The following is a 17,818-nucleotide window of genomic DNA, read 5'->3' as shown; positions in this document are numbered from 1 at the left end:
TTCTTTTTTCCTATTTAGTCATTCCCGAAAAACGGCTTCATTGTTTTCTTGAGCACTTCAGCCGAATGCGTAAACTTTTTTAGTTCATCTTCATTCAAGTTAAGCTGAATTACATCACGGATTCCTTTTCTATTCACAATAGCAGGAACACCAATGTAAACATCACTTTGTCCATATTTGCCATCCAAATATGCCGAAACCGTCAAAACTGAATTTTCATTTTGCAGGATTGCTTTTGTTAAGCGAACAAGCCCCATAGCGATTCCATAGTAAGTGGCACCTTTACGTTCAATAATGTGATAAGCCGCATCCCTTACATTTAAAAACAGCTGATCTAAGTCTTCTTGTTTATATTGCTCTTTCTTTTTTACCCAATCAGCGATGGTTTTACCGGCAATATCTGCATGACTCCATACAGGAAGCTCCGTATCTCCATGCTCTCCAATGATATAGCCATGAACATTCCTTGAGTCTACTTGAAAATAGTCCCCAAGCAAGTAACGGAAACGGGCCGTATCCAGAATCGTTCCAGATCCAATGACCCTTTCCTGTGGAAGTCCGGAATATTTCCAAACCGCATATGTAAGGATGTCTACTGGATTTGTCGCCACAAGAAAAATACCGTCGAAGCCGCTGGCCATCACTTGATCGACAATATTTTTAAATATTTTTGTATTCTTTTCAACAAGATCCAATCGGGTTTCACCAGGCTTTTGATTGGCTCCAGCACATATCACAACAATATCTGCATCACGGCAATCAGAATAATCTCCATACCATATATTTGTCGGAGAAGGAGCAAAAGGAAGTCCATGATTCAAATCCATCGCGTCGCCCTCTGACTTCTCTTTATTAAGATCAATTAAAACCAGTTCCTCTGTTACTCCTTGATTCAACAGCGCAAAGGCATAGCTTGATCCAACAAACCCTGTTCCGATTAAAGCAACTCGGTTCACTCTTCTTGGCACAATATTCTCCTCCTTTATCATTTTAATCATTGTAGCAGATAAATATTAACCATTTGTAAATTGAAAATATATGAAGCCTAAAATGACAGCAATGAATCCGGATAAAAAGTTCACCACATCATTCGTAAAGAAAGCCTTCCCTTTTTGGAGGGTTGTTTTCACTTGGCAATGAACGATCTTTTCCATATGTTTTCCACAAACTGGACATACATAAACGGCTTGAACATAGGCTCCTAGCAAAGTATCCACGAGGTTTCCTGCGAATCCAAACAAAAATACGAGCAAAAAAGTGGAGTACTCAATATCAAATAATGATAAAGCTGTAAAACTTATGACAAAAGATCCAGCAATACCAGCAATGGTACCTAGCAGACTTACTGCACCAGAGGTTCCAGGCGGAGCCGGTTTTAAGGTCCTAATATAAACAGGTGCTTTTTTACTCAGTGAGCCAATTTCGGAAGCCCATGTATCCGAATTGGCACTCGCTATACTAATAAAAAAAGCAAGCAGCCATACTTCAGCAGAGGTTTGCCAATAAAGTAGACTGGCTCCTGCAGCAACCCCTCCATTGGCAAGAACCTGCTGCCAATCCCGATTTGCTCCTTTTTGAACAATCTCCTCTATCATTGCTTTTTTCTGCTTCTTATAATTCGACCATAAGCTGGAAGTGAGAAAAAACATGCCAAGAATAATTAAACCGTTAAACCCAAACCCTAAGCCTACACTAATCCCAACGATACATGCAGAGAAAGCACCTGAAAGAGACAGAACTTTTAATCGATAACCGCCAAATGCAGCTGTTAAGATCAAAAAAATGAGAAGAAGATTCTTAGTCATTTTGTCCGAATACCAACTCATCTGTTATGATTCGCTTAATAGACTGATCATACACATCAACTGGCAATGTTTTTACTATTTGTTCATTGAATGCAAGCGCAACCGTTTCACCTTTATAATGTGCAAGATAGCGGTCATAATAGCCGCCGCCAACGCCAAGGCGTACACCCTGCTCGGTAAAGGCGAGTCCAGGAACAATTAATAAATCAATCTCATCGGCTTTTTTCGCTTTCGTCTGTGCTTCAATTGGTTCTAATAGATCAAAATAGACTCGCTCTAGCTGCTTAAAATCTGTAATGGCTCTGAAAGTCATTTTCCGTTCCTTTGGCTCACATTTAGGAACTGTCACGGTCTTGCCTTCCTCCCATGCTTTTTCAATGATTAAGTATGTATCAACCTCTGGCTGAAGGGATATTGTAATGCCAATACATTTTGCTCTCATCCATACCGGCTGCTGAAAAAGTTTTTGAGCAATCATTTTTGACCGCTCCACATATTGCTCTTCTGATAACTGTGCAAGTTTATTTCTTATATGCCTTCGTATCTCTTTTTTTAGCTGTGTCATTCCCAATCTCCCTTCAGTAGCTTCCATTCAAAGTGAGCGTTTTATGTATCTTTTTGAATACAAAAAAAGCAGCAGGAATGATCCCGCTGCTTATTTTGTTTCACGATGTGTAACAGAACGCTTATCTCTTGGGCAATATTTCTTAAGCTCAAGACGATCTGGATTGTTTCGTTTATTTTTTTTAGAAATATAGTTACGATCTCCACATTCTGTGCAAGCTAACGTAATATTCACACGCATGTAATTTCCCTCCAAACTATAGATGACTAGTTCGTTCATACGACTTTTCTATAATATCACTTTTTAGTTTGAAATGCTAGTGTGTTTTTTAAAAGTACAGAATTTAAGTTCTGCAATTCTGATTTACTCTCCCCGCTAATAACCCAAGACTCCCCTTCACATGTCTGCCTGCCGTCAAATTCAATTTCTTTTGTAAATAGACTGACTGCATTCCCCTTAAACATCGGAATATATTTCAATTTCCCTAGTGCTGAAGATGCCCAAATATTATCACTATAAATATTCCAATACGGCTGTATGGTACACTCTTTGATTTTTTCCTTCTGCATATATCCGTTCACTAAATAAACGGTTTGATCGGCCAGATGGTACACAAGATTATCTGCAGGGGAAACAAAGGAAACATGCTCTCTAGAAGGCGATTCGTGTGTATATTGAAGCAATATCTTAACTTTTCGTGCAAAAGGGTAATGATTGGTTACATAAACTTTATAGAATCGCACCTTTGAATGTACGGGCAATTCCTTCACATGAATAGATAAACCGATCTCATGGAGTGTTTGCTGGAGCCCATCATTTAGCCAATAGGTTACTCCATCCACCCACAGACCAGGAAACATTCTCAGTTTACGATTCATACCTTCAAAATTAGGATCATGTTCTGTTTTTCTAAGAGAATTTGTATTCATTTTCAGGACACCTTTTTATATTTATTTTTGTTTCATCACTATGCTTTCAATTAGGATTTCTTCATATATTCTTTTTGTTAGTTCCGCAGTTCGTGTCCAGCTGAAAAGGCTTTTCGCTTTTTGCTTTCCATTAACTCCGAGCATACGTGCATCTTCTCTGTTGTCAAGGAGAAATGATACTTGTTCAATCAGACTGTTGTGATCATTAGGGTTCATCAATAAACCCGTTGAACCATGCTGTACAATCCCTTTTAATCCTCCAGTATTCGAAGCGATAACTGGTTTTCCAGCAGTCATTGCTTCGAGTGCCACTATCCCAAATGGTTCATAGATACTAGGAAATACAGCCATCTCACAAATGGTAAAAAGCTCTGCACGCTGCTGATCACTAATAAAACCAGGAAAAAATACGACGTTCTCCAGTCCGCACTCTTTTACTTTTTTTCGATATTCTTCTAACATCGGACCTCTGCCCGCGATAATAAAATAAATATCATTATAGTGTACTCTAAGCTCATGGGCAGCTGAAATAAGTGTTTCAAAGCCTTTTTCCTGTACCATTCTTCCAATTGAAAAGATTAATCTTCCGCTTTCTTTTACGTAAGGCATTTGCTTAGCGGAAAATTTAATTGGATGCTGGGAAGTATGTTCTGCTCCATTCGGAATAATCGTCAGCTTGCTTTCCAAAGCTTTAAATAATTCAATCACTTCATTTTTCATATATAAACTGCAGACAATCAATTGATCCGATTGTTGAATCAGCTGCTCTTCCTTTTTGTGTATAAAGCTTTGCAATTCCGTATATATACCGCCATTTCTGCCGGATTCAGTCGCATGGATGGTGGAAATCAGCGGAATGCCCAGCACATCTTTTAAACTTATAGCGCACGCCCCAACCAGCCAATCATGAGCATGAACCAATGAAAAGGTATGAGTATAGCTTAGCTCTCTAGCTTTGCTTTCCATCGCGACATTTAATCCGCCAATCCAGCGCAGAAAGTCGGGATCTTTCCCATTTAATGGCTCCACACGGTGAACAAGGACATCGTTTACGGTCTCTGTTTTAGTCAAATTCCCTGGATTAGCTGTAATGACGTGTACTTCAAACCCAAGCTTCACAAGGCTTTCAGCAAGTGCGCCAACATGTCTTGCCAATCCACCTACCAAATTGGGCGGATACTCCCACGAGAGAAGCAGCAGCTTTTTTGAATGATCAGATCCTTCCCTCTGAACTGCATTAGTTGTTTTAAAAAAGCGATTATAAGAATCATTCTCAGGAAGCTGCTGTCCAGCAGACACTCTTCCTGCAAGATCTAACCACTCATTAATAAAACAATTCATCCCTGTGTCTTGTGTAAGGTCAGCTCTATTTTTTTCAATTTCCTGCTCCATTTTGTAGACTGTGTCCCATAGATGTACCAGGTCTTTCGAATAGAAAGATTGAGGATCCATATTTGGCAGGAAAGATTGGCATAAATGCACTGTTTCAATTTTTCCTGTTTGAGGCTTGTTCCGTATGTCACTTCCTCGTAATCGGAGGTCATAATGTTCTAGCTCATCCAATCGAGCAAGAAGCGTGTTCAGGTCAGAATAGATAAACAATACTTCTGTAAATAAAGAGGATTGATTCACCCACTCCTGAATCGAAACCTCTTGGCTCCTGAATTGCTCTGAAAGATTCACATGAAGAGGGTAGACCGTTAGACCGTGCGGAGTATTAACTGTGCTCAATCCTCCATTAGCTGGTGAAGGATCAGCAAATTGAACTGTTTCAGAACTTACAAATGTATATGAAAATCCTTGTTCCTGAAGACTTAAATCAAGTCCAGGAGCATACATGCCGTATGGGAACCAAAATCCTGTTGGCTTTTCCTGTAAGTGCCTCTGCAAACAAGTTATGCTTTCTTGCAGCTGCAGCTCCGTTCCAACGGATGTTGTTGCATAAGGAAGAATTCCTGTTGAAGTAGCTAAGACTTTAAGACACTTTTTTTGCAATAGTTTAGCGATCATCTGATTGATATCTTGATTTCGATCGTCCCAATATGAATGTACCTCTGGAAATGTATTTAAATAGGTGTCCATTTCTTTCTGAAACTCTGGATTAGCAAAAATCCTGTAATAGGATGATGATAAAGCAAGTTGAATAGTCATTTGGTGCTCTGATCTTTCCAGGTGCTGAAGCACTTGAAGAAGCTTATGAACAAAAGGAAATAATTCGGACCAAAACGCTTCCTGCATAGGATAATAATGTACTTCCGGATAAACAATTATCGTAATGGGCTGCTTGTCCATCTATTCATTCTCCTTCAGTTCTTTCTCGTAATAACTATATGTACTTACATGTTCTACCCAATTCGGCGTTTGATTGCTGTGCATTAAAAATTGCTGAACATCATGTCCGAGATGCCCTGTCTGCTCAGTACTATTCCTTGGAACATGAATGGCATTGGATTTGACAAGCGGAAAGAAATCTAAATTGGAAAGTAGTACACCAATTTCAGCAACATAACAATGATTACTTTTTAATCCTGAAAGAATCCAATGAGAATCCTTATTTGTAATCCCGATGTCGATAGCTGAATGGGCGTTAGAACCATCATAAATAATGCAGGTGACGTCATTTAACCTAAGAGCAAGATTTATATCTTCTAAATGAAAAAATTGCTTTACAAGCTCTTTCGTGCCCATACACACATGCCACTGTAAAAATACTTGCTGAGGTGAAATTAAAGACATAGTTAAGTGATTGTTTTGTACATGCCTGATAGAATGCTGCTGACCTTCGATGTTCCTATCATCCTTTTGAACCTTTTTATGATTGATAAGCTTTACCCATTGATATTGAACCTTTCCTACGGATGTATTAAGCTCTTTAGCGATTTTACGAAAAGAGAGACCACTTCGTTTTAAAGCAATAATTTCTTCAATCATCTTTTGCAACTCACTTTCATGCTTTAAATTTGATATATAAAAATTTTGTATAATTTCATCATTTCTATTATTTCTTGATATTCTGTAATTTAATGTTATCATCGAACCCTTATACCAGCAATGAACGGAATTTGTCGGGAATTGTTTAAGCACCGTCTGATGCATACTATATATACAAAAAAAATTTCATTGAAATCTATTAGGCTGAAAAAAGAAGTTCATTCGACTAGATCAGCGAATAAATACGACAGAATCACCCTTTTTTTTAACGACATTCGAAAATTGTCGGCTGCATATGATAGAATGTGTTTGTCTAATATACAGAGAGCGAGTTGAAAAACATTGATATATGTCTTAATTACTTTAATAGTGATTTCTATATTGCTTTTTATCCTTTCTATTTTCTTAAAAGATCCGTATAAAAGCTTAAGAGAAGAAATCGATCAGCTTTCCATGCAGCAAATTCAGGAGATGTATGTGGTAAAAAAGAAGCTTAAAGTTCTAGAAGAAGAGCTGCTGCTGGATGAGCAAGTCATGCCGCAAATGATGAACACATCAAAATCACCAGCACCTTCACCGAAACCTGAAAAGAAAGAAATACATGATATTATCAAAAATCAGGTCCTGGTTCTTAGTAAACAAGGATTAAGCATTGATCAGATTGCACGGCAATCGTCATTAACTGCGGAGGAAGTAGAAATTATCTTAAGTTCAACAAGTCTAAAAGGGGATTATTATGCATAAGAGAAATGTACGCGCCTTTTCATTCGGTATTCTTTTTTCCGTAATAATTGTTGCACTTTACACGTTAATCACTGATGAAAAACCTATAGAAACTGCCTATAACAAGAATGATGCCAAAGCTTATCTTGAAGAAGCTGGATACACGGTACTAACAGAGGAAGAGATCCAAGAAAGAATGGAAACAACAACTGAAAAAGAAACAGAGCAGCGCTCCCCAGCTGCAGAAGAAGAAATAGAAAATGATTCGAATGAAGCTCTAGAAGAAAAAACAGCACCTGAGGAACCGCCTCCACCATTTCAGCTTGAAATTAGCGAAGGAATGAACCCGACCCAAATTGCCTCTATTTTACTACAAGCTGGTTTAATTGAGGATGAAGCTGAATTTACACATTTTGTTGAAAACAATGGGTATAGTACAAAAATACAACTTGGCTCTTTTGAAGTTACTAAAGGCATGAGTATTGAAGAAATTGCAAAAATCATAACAAAAAGCTAAAGGCCATTGGCCTTTAGCTTTTTCAATTAAGAATTCAAATCATATTGACGGCCTTTAACAAGGTAGAAAACATGTTCCGCAATATTTGTTACATGATCAGCTGCTCTTTCTAAATAGCGAGAAGTAAAAGAAAGCTGAGTAATCTGTGGTAGACGATCTGGCATGCTCACGCTAATTTTCATTAGATCCATAATCGTTTCACCGTATAAATCATCAACCTTATCATCCATATCTGCCACTTTTTTCGCCTTTACGACATCTTCTTCGTTAAAGGCTTCTAAAGATAGCTTCAGCATCTTAATCATGATCGTATACATCTCTTTAATGTGCACGATTGGCTTTACATGTTCCTCAGAGCCAATACGAATGGTTGATTTAGCGATGTTTACAGCAAAATCTGCAATTCTTTCAATATCTGTTGCAATCTTAATCGCCACAATGATTCGTCTTAAATCAATCGCTACCGGCTGCTGCTTCGCAATTAACAAAATGGCAAAATCATTAATTTCTTCGTAAAGAACATCTGCTTTAATATCATCTTCCATGATTTCAATCGCTAATTCGATATTTTTTGTTTCTAGAGCCTGAATTGACTTTGTTAAAGCAGACTCAGCAAACTCGCCCAGTTCAATTAGCTTCTGTTGAAGACGGATTAATTCATCATCAAATTTTTCACGTACAGACATAGCGGCCTCCTATTAACCAAATCTTCCAGTAATATAGTCTTCTGTTCTCTTATCCGTTGGATTCGAAAAGATCACATCTGTATCTGCATATTCAATTACTTCACCATTTAAGAAGAAAGCCGTTTTATCTGAAATCCTTGCTGCCTGCTGCATATTATGTGTAACGATAATAATACTAAAATCCTTCTTAAGCTCTTGTACAAGCTCTTCTACTTTTAAAGTAGAGATTGGATCAAGTGCAGATGTTGGTTCATCCATGAGAATGACATCAGGCTCAATTGCTAAACAGCGTGCGATGCAAAGACGCTGCTGCTGACCGCCGGATAAGCCATATGCATTTTCGTGAAGACGATCCTTAACTTCATCCCAAATTGCTGCCCCACGTAAACTTTTTTCAACAATTTGATCCAAAACCTTTTTATCTCGAATACCATGGATCTTTGGACCATAAACAACATTTTCATAAATTGATTTAGGGAATGGATTTGGCTTTTGGAATACCATTCCAACATGTGTGCGCAAATCTTCCACCTTGAAATTTTTATCAAAAATACTTTTATCTCGATACTGAATATCTCCTGAGATCTTTACAATTGGTGTTAATTCAACCATACGATTTAACGTTTTTATATAAGTTGATTTCCCGCATCCAGATGGACCGATAATCGCAGTAACATCATTTTCTTGAATCTCAAGATTAATATTTTTAAGCGCATGAGTTTCTCCGTACCAAAGGTTTAAATCCTTAGTATTATACACCATGCCCTTTTTATTCTCCGTAGAGTCTTTCACTGTATTGGCAGCATTTTTTGCTGTAAAAGTAGAAACTGTCATGTTTGAACCTCTCCCGTCGTTAGAATCTTCTCTGGAACTTATTTCTAATTAATACTGCTATCGAATTCATGACAAATAACACAAGCAATAGAATAACGATCGTTGCAGCAGCAAGATTAGCGTATTCTGCTACAAGGGCAGAATCCAAGGTCCAGTAATAAATTTGCATTGGCATAACAGTGAATTTGTCGAAAATACTATCTGGTAGCGGAATCAACAAAGCAGGAATTCCGAGTACTACTAGTGGTGCTGTCTCACCAATAGCACGGGAAAGAGCTAAGATTACTCCAGTTAATATACCCGGAATTGCGGCTGGCAGAACCACATTTTTAATTGTCTGCCATTTTGTTGCACCCATTCCATAAGATGCTTCTCTTAGAAATTGGGGAACAGCCCGAATAGCTTCCTGACTTGCAACAACCACAACAGGTAATACAAGCAAACTCATTGTTAAGCCACCTGCTAAAACAACAGAACCTAAATCTAAGGCACGGGCAAAAACAGTTAAACCTAAAATTCCAAATACAATGGAAGGTACACCAGCAAGGTTAGAAATATTGGTCTGAATAAAAGCTTGAAGACGACCTTTTTTCGCATATTCCTCTAAGTAAATAGCTGTTCCAACCCCAAGAATCATTGTTACGGGTGCAACAACAACCATTAACCATAATGTACCCGATATAGCCCCCATGATTCCAGCTTTTTCAGCATCTGTAGATAGCTTATTTGTTAGAAACTCTAAATCAATCCATCCAATACTATCTGAAACCACACGGTAAATTAAGATTACTAAAACTAATAGACCAAATAGCGTCGCAGCTAGAAAAATGTTTTTTGCTACTGTATTTAATGCCAGTCTTGGTCCCATTTTCTTCTCAACTAGTTTTGTATCGATATGTTTCATTTTAATATTCCTCCCTAAATTTACGAGAAATATACTGTGCAATTAAGTTCATGACTAACGTAAACACAAACAGTGTCATAGCAACAGCATATAAACTGTAATAAAGGGTAGAGCCGGCAGGAGCATCCCCGCCAGTAACTTCAACTATATAAGCTGTCATCGTTTGCATGGATTGTGTAACATCAAAGGTGAATACTTTATTACTTCCACTTGCGATCGTTACAATCATTGTTTCACCAATTGCTCTAGAAATCCCTAATACAAAGGAAGCAATAATACCAGACATAGCTGCTGGAACAATTACCTTCCAAGTTACTTCTAGTTTCGTTGCACCAAGTGCTAATGCACCTTCACGCATTGAATATGGCACTGAACTCATTGCATCTTCTGATAAGGATGCCACCATTGGAATAATCATAATTCCCATCACGATCCCCGGACTGAGGATATTCGTGGGTTCTAGAGAAGGAATAATCGCTCTCAATATAGGAGTGACAAATGTAAAAGCAAAAAAACCATATACGATTGTTGGGATACCTGCAAGAATTTCAAGTATTGGTTTTAAGGCTTTTCTGACTTTTTCAGAAGCGTATTCACTTAAGTAAATAGCTGTCATTAAACCGATCGGAATAGCCACGATCATGGCTATAGTTGAAGAAATAACTGTACCGGTTAGCAATGGGAGTACCCCGAATTCCGCATTTTCTCCCAATGGCTTTAAGACAGTGCCGGTGAAAAATTCAAAAAATGGTACTAATTTAAAGAACTCAATTGTCTCACTTAACAATGTAAAGACAATCCCTATTGTTGTTAAAATGGAAATTATAGCAATAACCAAAAGCAGCTTAGGCATTATTTTCTCAAAAATGGCAGAAACCGAACGTGATTGCTTATTCTTTGCAACCATTTCGCGCACTGCATTTTTTTCTAACTTGTTATTCAAGTTGTGAAACCCCCTTCACCAAAACCATTTCATCCAATTTGATCTTCCATACTTAATCAAACAGATAGGAAGATGAGACTTAATGGTCCCCATCTTCCTATCATCTTTGTGTAATAGATGTTAATTATTGTTGTAAAGCTTCTAAAGCTTCGATGTTAGCTTGGATTTCTTCTTCTGGAATTGGAGCAAATCCAGTTTCAGATGCTACAGTTGCAGCATTTTCCATTGTGTAAATTGCATAGTCAAGAACTTGTGGCTTTTCTTTAGCCATTTCTGGGTTTAGGTAAGTGAACACCGGACGAGTAAATGGAGAGTAAGCGAATTCGTCGCTTTCACCAATTGTCTCTAAGCTTGGTGCAACTGGGCCATCACCGAAATCAACAGATACAGCAGTTAACTTGTCAGTGTTGCTTTCATAGTAACCATAACCAAAGAATGCGATCGCATTTTTATCTTTAGATACTAGATCTACTAAAGTAGAGTAATCTTGCTGAAGGTTAACACCTTCTACTAAATCTTGACCTTCAAGAATTTCATCAAAGAAAAACTCGTAAGTACCATGGTTTTCGTTAGGTCCCATTGTTGAGATTGGCTCATCTGGGAATGAAGGGTCAATGTCAGACCAGTTTTTTACGCCAGAGCTTGCAAGGAAGATATCTTTAACTTGTTGCTCAGTAAGTTCTGTAGCCCAATCGTTTTCTTTGTTGATAACAACAGTTAGACCATCTAATGCTACTTTTAACTCTAAAGGCTCAAATCCAACTTCTTGAGCAGTTGCAATTTCTTCTTCTTTAATTGGACGAGAAGCATCGTTGAAATCATTTCCATCTTCAACTAAGAATTTCTTGAAACCAGCAGAAGTACCAGCACGGCTAACTTCTACAGAAACATTTTCTTGTTCGTTCGTCATATAGTTTTCAGCCATTTTAGCCATGAAAGGATAAACAGTACCAGATCCGTCAATTACTACGCTTCCTTCTAAACCTTCTTCTTCAGCTGGAGCTGGTTCTTCTGTGTTATCATCTGTACCGCCAGCGTTTTCTTCTGGTTCTTCCTCAGTGTCTCCACCGCCGCAAGCAGCAATGATTGTCATTACAGCTGCAAGCAATAGTAACATGCTAAGTTTCTTCAAGCTTTTCATCTTCTTAATTCCCCCTAAGAGTTATCAATGTTTTGTCCTACAAGTAATAGAATAAAGGTGTTCTGTTAATCTCGTTTTAATCGAATGTAAATGTTTTGTAAACTTCGTTGATTGTTGTGTAAATATGTCGAAATTGGGTAGAACTATGTTGTTTATGCACAAAAACAGTCGTATTATCTTCTATTAAAAGCGTAACTGTAACTTAAAAAGTGCAGAATACTAGAAGGATCTATTAATATACCCTTAAATCTGCAGAAAGAAGAATGAACATATGCTCCTTCTTTATTCTTTCCCCGAAGGGGTATTTCAATGCAACTAGTATCATTCTTATACGATAAGAGCTGGATTTCCGTGAGGAGAATCCAGCTCTTTCTTCATATCATTTATATTTTAAATTTATTAATAACAGTTTGCAGCTGTGCAGCCATATCATTTAGTTTTTTTGCTGAATTGGTTATCTCACCGCTTGAAGCGAGCTGCTCTTCGGCTGATGTTGCCACAGTCTCTGAGTAGGCAGAATTGATTTTAGCCATTTCAGTCAATATATTCACATTTTCTGAGACCATCTCTGTACTATTCGAAAAGTCAGCAGCGATATCATTCATGGCATAAATGGTTTTGTTCATATCTGATATTGAGTGACTAATATTCTGAAAAGAATTCCCTGCTTCATTCACAGCCTTTGTTCCATCTTGAACCTCATCGGTGCTTTTTTTCATAGCCAGCGACGTTTCTTGAATTCCAGTTTGAATTTGCAGAATTAATTCCGTTATTTGATTAGTAGATTCACGGGATTGTACAGCAAGCTTTCTTACCTCATCAGCGACAACTGCGAACCCTCTGCCATGCTCACCCGCACGAGCAGCTTCTATAGCTGCATTAAGGGCTAGTAAATTCGTCTGTTCAGATATACTTGTAATCACATCTGTAATTGTGCCTATTTTTTCGGAGTTTTCTCCTAGCACATCTATATAGGAAGATACATCTTGCACCGAATCATTAATTTGCTTCATTTTTATAATAGAATTACCTACAACTTCATTTCCTTGTTTGGACATCTCAGCAACTTGATCAGCAACCGAATCAAGCTTTTGTACCGAACTTGTTAATCTCTGCAATCGATCCTGCAAGTGATCAATGGTGCTAATAATTTCATTTACAGTATTCAGCTGTTTGCTTGATGATGCTGCCACTTCTTGAATGGAACCTGTAATCTGCTCTGTTCCCTTCATTGTTTCTGATGAACTCGCAGTCAGTTCGTCGGCCGAATCCAGTACATGAGATGTAGTTAAGGTAGCCTGATGAATTAATTGTTTTAAATCTTTAACCATTTTATTTATGGAAAATGTAAGATCACCAAGTTCATCGTTAGAAGAGATTTTTATTTCGGGCTGACTGAAATCACCCTCTGCAACAACTTGGATTCTTTCTGATATGCGCTTAACAGATTTATGAATAGTCCTCGCCAATATAACTCCAACTAAGATTGAGATACTCGCCATAACAACCGTTAGAATTATTGTCATATAGGTAACTTTTTGCCCGTTTGCAATAATCGTCTTTCCGAGTTCAGAAACATTATTCTGCTTTTCATCTGCCATCTGTTTTAAGCTAGCCATGGTGTCTTGGGCCTGTTCTTGTTCAGCACCAAGGTTCAATAGTGATTGATGCTCATCTCCACTATCATAAACAGCTATAACATTGTCTCTCATAATATCATTCCAGCGCACTCCATAGCTGATCAGTTTATGTATTTCTTCTTCTATTTCCTCGCCTTCCATTCGCTTAAGAAGATCACTATCAAGCTTTTCACTTTCTGCCGCATTTGCTTCAAATTCTTCAATGGATTGCGGAGATCCTTCAAGCAAATAATTCGTCACCAGCCGAAGACGCTCGGACATATTAAAACGAATATTCTGCAATAAATTTAATTCGGCAGATTCATCCAATATTAACTCTTCAGCAAGTTCATTTGACTTTGCAGTATTTATGATGGAATACGCTGCAAGTCCTCCTGAAATAAACAGCACTAAACAAAAAGTCAGAATAATTTTTCTTTGAATAGACAATTTGAATGATATAGGTAATTTCCGTTTCTTTATCTTCTGGAATAAATGTGCTAATTTCTGTTGAATTGGTTGCAAAAAGACACGCCCTCTCCCTAAAGTTCCCCTTCCATTATCACAGTTTTATATTAAGAAATTGTAAATTCAATGTGAATTTTATATAAACTACAGGTTTTTAGACCTATGTTTACTAAAAATCCATAGGACTTTTTAAGGTGCAGAAATTTAAAAAACCTGCACCATAATAAGGAGCAGGTTTTTTACCGTAATTATTCTTCTGTGTTTTCTTCAATATTTTCGTTTTCCTCAGTGTCAGAATCAGATGTATCCTTTGTTTTCAGATCAAAGTATGCATCCATAACTCGGTTGCCAATTTTTAAATTCGCTTTATGGTCAACACTTCCTTGGAAGGCCCAAGGTACCAGAACAGCCATCGCCACTTCTGGGTTCTTCGCCGGCGCATAACTGACTAGGCTTAAATTCATGACTTCTGGAGGCTCTTTTCCATAATTGCTCCGCAGTGGACCATCATAGAAAGCCTCGGCTGTGCCCGTTTTACCTGCAGGAGAATAGTCTTTACTGCCAAAATAAGAGTATGCTGTTCCCTCTCTCTCCTGCATCACACGTCTAAACCCTTCTTGAACTACAGCCATCCATTCAGGTTTGGCATCAATCCGATTCAGTACTACAGGAGATATCTCCTGAACAAGCGGACCAAGCTCTCCCTCTTCCATAACAGGTTCACGTATTTCTTTTACCATATGAGGCTCCATACGATTGCCTCCGTTGGCAATTGTCGATACATATTGTGCGAGCTGCATATTTGAATATGTATCATATTGTCCTATGGAAAAGTCGAGCATGAAACCTGGCAGATTGCTCGCACCTTTAAAGCCTGTTTGCTCGTTTGGCAGATCGATGCCTGTTCTCACACCTAGACCAAATTGAGCAAAGGAATCACGAAAAATACTAAAGCCCTCATCGGTATTTAAAGGCAACGGCTGATTCGGCTGGTATTTCCCTCCGCCGATTCGTATCGCCGTTTCAAACATATAAACGTTTGATGACACCTTTAAGGCATTAACATCACTAATCGGACCAAATGTTTTCCAGGATTTTTTGGGAGGTGTATTCTTAATAAGTAATGGTCTGTCTGTAATGACTGTCCCTGGACTTATGACTCCTTCATTATATCCGGTTAGGATGGTTGCACCTTTGACAGCAGATCCAACATTATACGTTGTCGTAATATTGCCAAGTGCATCGTCCTGCATTTCTGTTTTGCCTGTTTTCTCATTCTTCACAAGTCTCTTTCCTGCCATTGTTAAAATCTCCCCTGTATGAGGGTCCATTAACACTACGTAGGCGCGGTCGAGTAAGGTGGTTCCAGCCGAAGATTTCGCTGCAGTCAATTCTTCTTCAATAATCTTCTCTACTTCAAGCTGCAGCTCCATATCTGTGCTTAAAACAAGATCTTTTCCACGCTGCCCCTCACTAATCGGGATGGTCTCCAGTACATTTCCAGCTTTATCGGTGACATTTTTAACCTTTGCCTTTTGCCCGTGAAGGACCTCTTCATATTGAAGCTCAATGTAGCTCTTCCCGACACGGTCATTTCGGCTGTAATCTCTTGCTAAATAATAGTCAAGCTGTTCTGCAGGAACACCTTCATCAGAAGAAGTAACCTTACCAAGTACAGATTTTAACGTATTATCATATGCATAATCTCTTTCCCAATCTGTTGTGGTATCAACCCCAGGCAATATTTGCAGATTTTCACTTACAATCGCAAATTCTTCATCTGTAACATCTTTATTTTTAACGATTTGCGGAGTAAGTGCATATCCACTTGAAAAATCCCGGTATATCGCAAGGATTTCGATATCCTCAGGAGTTAGTTCAGCAAGGTCATTTTCTGTAATACGATCTAATTGCAATTGATACACTTGATTGCTCAGATCAGAACCCTCATAACTTTCCGCTAAAGCTTCTGATTCTTCTTTTGATACTTTTTCTTTCGCACGCTCTGGATTTTTGATGATCCAGTAATCCTTTTGATCTCGCTCCGTAACTTTTTCCGTATCTTTTTCAATCATCTTAGCCAGTCTAGCAGCCACCTCAAGCATTTCTTTCTGGCTGGCACCGTTATTGGTATAAGTGATTGCATTTTGCGGTGTATTATCCACAATAATTTGCCCTGTGCGGTCATACATCTTTCCGCGAGGCACAGGATTATTGACCGTAACATCCTCAGTTCGTTCAATTTCCCGTTTGTAATCCTCTCCATAAACAATCTGTACAAATCCTAAACGCAGAATTAAGACAGAAAATAATCCAAATACAACAAAGAAGAGCAAATTCAGACGAAAAGGAACATGATTCTTCTTTTTATTCTTTCTGTTCAAAATGTAACCACACTTCCCCTAAAAAGATTCTAGTTTTATTTTATAAGAAGTGAGAAAAAAATTCTATTAATAACTTTTCTTTTACAATGTAATGTTTTCCATTAAGCAGCCAGATTCACTTTATGAACAAAATAATAAATAAGCGTATGTCCTGTTCCTAATAAAACGATAAGGACAGGGATACTGTTTTCTGGCTTAAAAATAGCTATTCCAGTTAGAAAGGCTAGGACAGAAACAACTCTGCCTATATTTAAATAAAGTTCCCTGACTACAATATACTCAATCCTCATTTCCCTTGCCTTCCACGCAGTGCCAATAACATCATAAGTCATCGAAACATAAGGAACAAATAAGATTGGGTATCCGATTGCAATAATGGCTGCATAGATCATTAACTTTGTGAACGTAATGTCCGTCAAAATAAAAAAGATACTGACATACAATAGGATTCCACCAATTAATATCGCTTTTTTTCTCTGATTTTTCCTTAGCATTCGAGAAACTATATAATAGGCCACAAAAGAAATACCTGAATTAACAAGACCAAAAGTTCCTAGTGCAAGCTCACTTCCTGTCGAGATAAACACAAAGACTGACACGAGAAATGCAAAAGTCCCTTCCCGCAGTCCCTGAAAAAAATGAGCATTCGTAATCATCTTCCAATTAAAGCTGTTCTTTCTTTCCTGCAGGATTCTACCAAACCAATACCGCCCGCTCGCCGGTCTTCTTTTTAGAAAGAAACTTAAAACCACTGCCACTAAAAACAAGGTTAAAGAAATCCCAAAAATCATCGAATAGCCTGTAAACTTCTCCATCTTTGAAATAATAAATCCTGCAGCGATCGGACCAGCCATCCCCGCTACGGAATTTAAAATGCCAAGAAAACCATTAAAAAAATCACGATTCTCCGGCTCTGTAATTTCAAAGGTTAAAACATTAAACGCCAGCCAATAAAAACCATAGCCTACACCCAGCAGGGCTCCTAATAAGAGTAGATATGCTGACGCTTTTCCTCCTGCAATCAGAACTGCTAAATAAAAGACTCCAAGAAAAATAACTCCGATTCGAAGAACAATAACTCGATCAACTTTTTTCGCCCAACTTCCTGCAATTGTAAAAGTAATTAATTGTAATACAACAATGGACAAATTGTATAAACCAAGATCAAAATATTCTCCAGACTGCTTCCAAAGAAATATATTCACAAACGTATTGGAAAGGGCAATACTTAAAGAATACAATCCTCCAATAAGCAGCAATAAAGTTAAATCCCTGGTTACCTCTATATCACCTAGTATCTTTTTAAATCTGCTCATAAAAAAACTCCCCTTTGGTTCTAAGGGTAGTTTTAGACAGAGAGCAATGCATT

General features: G+C 38.0%; 17 protein-coding genes. 2 read left to right on the top strand and 15 right to left on the bottom strand.

All coding sequences use genetic code 11. From position 1 onward, the window contains the following. Nucleotides 1-14: 14 nt before the first annotated feature. From B7E07_RS07465 to B7E07_RS07435, 7 genes are all read right to left on the bottom strand, one after another. The gene (locus B7E07_RS07465) at nucleotides 15-989 is read right to left on the bottom strand and encodes an L-lactate dehydrogenase (protein ID WP_080849134.1); all 975 of its coding nucleotides are present in this window, start codon (nucleotides 987-989) and stop codon (nucleotides 15-17) included. Between the two features lie 24 nt (nucleotides 990-1,013). Beyond that, on the bottom strand, nucleotides 1,014-1,778 hold the full coding sequence (locus B7E07_RS07460; protein ID WP_257391413.1) for a DUF92 domain-containing protein: 765 nt from the start codon (nucleotides 1,776-1,778) through the stop codon (nucleotides 1,014-1,016). A 19-nt stretch (nucleotides 1,779-1,797) separates the two neighbouring features. Next, a complete protein-coding gene (locus B7E07_RS07455) occupies nucleotides 1,798-2,370 on the bottom strand; it encodes a 5-formyltetrahydrofolate cyclo-ligase (protein WP_080845096.1) in 573 nt (190 codons plus the stop codon). A 90-nt stretch (nucleotides 2,371-2,460) separates the two neighbouring features. Further along, a complete protein-coding gene (gene rpmG / locus B7E07_RS07450) occupies nucleotides 2,461-2,610 on the bottom strand; it encodes a 50S ribosomal protein L33 (protein ID WP_066443624.1) in 150 nt (49 codons plus the stop codon). Between the two features lie 56 nt (nucleotides 2,611-2,666). Continuing rightward, a complete protein-coding gene (locus B7E07_RS07445; RefSeq protein WP_080845095.1) occupies nucleotides 2,667-3,299 on the bottom strand; it encodes a hypothetical protein in 633 nt (210 codons plus the stop codon). A 21-nt stretch (nucleotides 3,300-3,320) separates the two neighbouring features. Beyond that, entirely contained in the window at nucleotides 3,321-5,591 is a 2,271-nt protein-coding gene (locus tag B7E07_RS07440) for a glycosyltransferase (RefSeq protein WP_080845092.1), read from the bottom strand. Next, entirely contained in the window at nucleotides 5,592-6,230 is a 639-nt protein-coding gene (locus B7E07_RS07435; protein ID WP_176215127.1) for a DUF4912 domain-containing protein, read from the bottom strand. It lies immediately after the preceding gene. A gap of 381 nt (nucleotides 6,231-6,611) precedes the next feature. Between B7E07_RS07435 and B7E07_RS07430 the strand changes: the two genes are divergently transcribed. Together B7E07_RS07430 and B7E07_RS07425 are read left to right on the top strand one after the other, a co-directional pair. Further along, nucleotides 6,612-6,974, top strand: coding sequence for a hypothetical protein (locus B7E07_RS07430; protein WP_257391412.1), 363 nt, complete (start codon nucleotides 6,612-6,614; stop codon nucleotides 6,972-6,974). Then, nucleotides 6,967-7,470 carry an MltG/YceG/YrrL family protein gene (locus B7E07_RS07425; RefSeq protein ID WP_080845083.1) on the top strand — a complete coding sequence of 168 codons (504 nt, stop codon included), beginning with the start codon at nucleotides 6,967-6,969 and terminating at the stop codon, nucleotides 7,468-7,470. The genes B7E07_RS07430 and B7E07_RS07425 overlap by 8 nt, the downstream gene beginning before the upstream one ends. Nucleotides 7,471-7,496: 26 nt before the next feature. Here the strand turns inward: B7E07_RS07425 and phoU are convergent, their stop codons facing one another. The 8 genes from phoU to B7E07_RS07385 form a co-directional block, all read right to left on the bottom strand. Next, the gene (phoU, locus tag B7E07_RS07420; RefSeq protein ID WP_080845081.1) at nucleotides 7,497-8,156 is read right to left on the bottom strand and encodes a phosphate signaling complex protein PhoU; all 660 of its coding nucleotides are present in this window, start codon (nucleotides 8,154-8,156) and stop codon (nucleotides 7,497-7,499) included. Between the two features lie 12 nt (nucleotides 8,157-8,168). Further along, entirely contained in the window at nucleotides 8,169-8,990 is an 822-nt protein-coding gene (pstB, locus tag B7E07_RS07415) for a phosphate ABC transporter ATP-binding protein PstB (protein ID WP_080845079.1), read from the bottom strand. 19 nt (nucleotides 8,991-9,009) lie between these two features. Continuing rightward, nucleotides 9,010-9,894: a phosphate ABC transporter permease PstA gene (gene pstA / locus B7E07_RS07410; RefSeq protein WP_080845077.1), complete on the bottom strand. Its 885-nt coding sequence runs from the start codon at nucleotides 9,892-9,894 to the stop codon at nucleotides 9,010-9,012. Nucleotide 9,895: 1 nt separating this feature from the next. Further along, entirely contained in the window at nucleotides 9,896-10,801 is a 906-nt protein-coding gene (gene pstC / locus B7E07_RS07405) for a phosphate ABC transporter permease subunit PstC (protein WP_080849133.1), read from the bottom strand. Between the two features lie 160 nt (nucleotides 10,802-10,961). After that, the gene (locus B7E07_RS07400) at nucleotides 10,962-11,978 is read right to left on the bottom strand and encodes a PstS family phosphate ABC transporter substrate-binding protein (protein ID WP_080845075.1); all 1,017 of its coding nucleotides are present in this window, start codon (nucleotides 11,976-11,978) and stop codon (nucleotides 10,962-10,964) included. Nucleotides 11,979-12,361: 383 nt separating this feature from the next. After that, nucleotides 12,362-14,047, bottom strand: a complete 1,686-nt coding sequence (locus B7E07_RS07395; protein ID WP_257391534.1) for a methyl-accepting chemotaxis protein — start codon at nucleotides 14,045-14,047, stop codon at nucleotides 12,362-12,364. A gap of 266 nt (nucleotides 14,048-14,313) precedes the next feature. Further along, a complete protein-coding gene (locus B7E07_RS07390; protein WP_080845071.1) occupies nucleotides 14,314-16,449 on the bottom strand; it encodes a peptidoglycan D,D-transpeptidase FtsI family protein in 2,136 nt (711 codons plus the stop codon). 101 nt (nucleotides 16,450-16,550) lie between these two features. After that, a complete protein-coding gene (locus tag B7E07_RS07385; RefSeq protein ID WP_080845068.1) occupies nucleotides 16,551-17,765 on the bottom strand; it encodes an MFS transporter in 1,215 nt (404 codons plus the stop codon). Between the last annotated feature and the right edge of the window lie 53 nt (nucleotides 17,766-17,818).

Origin of the sequence: Cytobacillus gottheilii (genome assembly GCF_900166665.1) — a bacterium.
Classification (GTDB): domain Bacteria; phylum Bacillota; class Bacilli; order Bacillales; family Cytobacillaceae; genus Cytobacillus; species Cytobacillus gottheilii_A.
Note: the sequence above shows the minus strand (reverse complement) of the source record. Positions and strands in the feature narration are given on the sequence as shown.